Below are 844 nucleotides of genomic sequence, written 5' to 3' on the forward strand. Positions count from 1 at the left end.
CGCCGCCGGTCGGGCGGGACGCGCAGGTGAGTGGTCCGAGCATGCAGGAGGCGGTGACCAGCATGGAGTGCGGGCAGCGCCGAATCGCCGGCCGCAGCTCGTCGATCACCGACAGTTCGCCGGCGACCGCGCAAGCGGCGCAGACGATCACGGTGAAGGGACGGGCGGTGCCGCGGCGCGGGGAGGTCATCGCGGTGTGTGCGGGCCGGGGTAGGGCAGCAGCGCCATTTCACGGGCGTTCTTGATGGCCGTCGCGACCTGTCGTTGCTGCCGGACGGTCAGGCCGGTCACCTGGCGGGACCGGATCTTGCCGCGTTCGGAGATGAAGATGCGCAGCGTCGCGGTGTCCTTATAGTCCACCGCGTCCAGTCCCAGGGTGCGCAGCGCATTCTTTTTCGGTGACCGGCCGGGCGGTAGCGCGAGCCGGCGGATGCGGGCGGCTTTCCGGGCCATCACCAGCTCGCCTTCCGCACGCCGGGTAGCTGCCCGGCGTGCGCCAATTCGCGGACCCGCACCCGCGATAACCCGAACTTGCGCAGGTGGCCGCGGGGACGCCCGTCGACGGCGTCGCGGTTGCGGACCCGCACGGAGCTGGCGTCGCGGGGCTGGCGGGCCAACGCTTCTCGTGCCGCCGCCCGCTGCTCGGCGGTGCTCGCCGGTGCGCGGATGACCTCCTTGAGTTCGGCCCGGCGTTCGGCGTAACGCGCCACGATCGCGCGACGGCGCTCGTTCTTGACGATCTTGGATTTCTTGGCCATGTTCAGCGCTCCTCGCGGAAGTCGACGTGACGGCGGATGACGGGGTCGTACTTGCGCAGCATCAGCCGGTCGGGGTCGTTGCGTCG

The 844-nt window shown here is 71.0% G+C and carries 3 protein-coding genes and 1 pseudogene; all 4 read right to left on the reverse strand.

The features are described 5' to 3' along the window. Positions 1-190, reverse strand: a pseudogene (locus A5659_RS26160) (hypothetical protein); the annotation flags it as partial. Next, complete coding sequence (rpsR, locus tag A5659_RS26165; RefSeq protein ID WP_067141899.1) at positions 187-453, reverse strand: 30S ribosomal protein S18; 267 nt, start codon at positions 451-453, stop codon at positions 187-189. The gene rpsR and the pseudogene A5659_RS26160, both read right to left, overlap by 4 nt. Further along, complete coding sequence (gene rpsN / locus A5659_RS26170; RefSeq protein ID WP_066872857.1) at positions 453-758, reverse strand: 30S ribosomal protein S14; 306 nt, start codon at positions 756-758, stop codon at positions 453-455. The genes rpsR and rpsN overlap by 1 nt, the downstream gene beginning before the upstream one ends. Before the next feature lie 2 nt (positions 759-760). Beyond that, positions 761-844, reverse strand: an 84-nt coding sequence (gene rpmG / locus A5659_RS26175) for a 50S ribosomal protein L33 (RefSeq protein WP_067019528.1), incomplete at its 5' end; no start/stop codon positions are given.

The organism is Mycobacterium sp. 1165196.3, from assembly GCF_001673415.1.
GTDB lineage: Bacteria > Actinomycetota > Actinomycetes > Mycobacteriales > Mycobacteriaceae > Mycobacterium > Mycobacterium europaeum_A.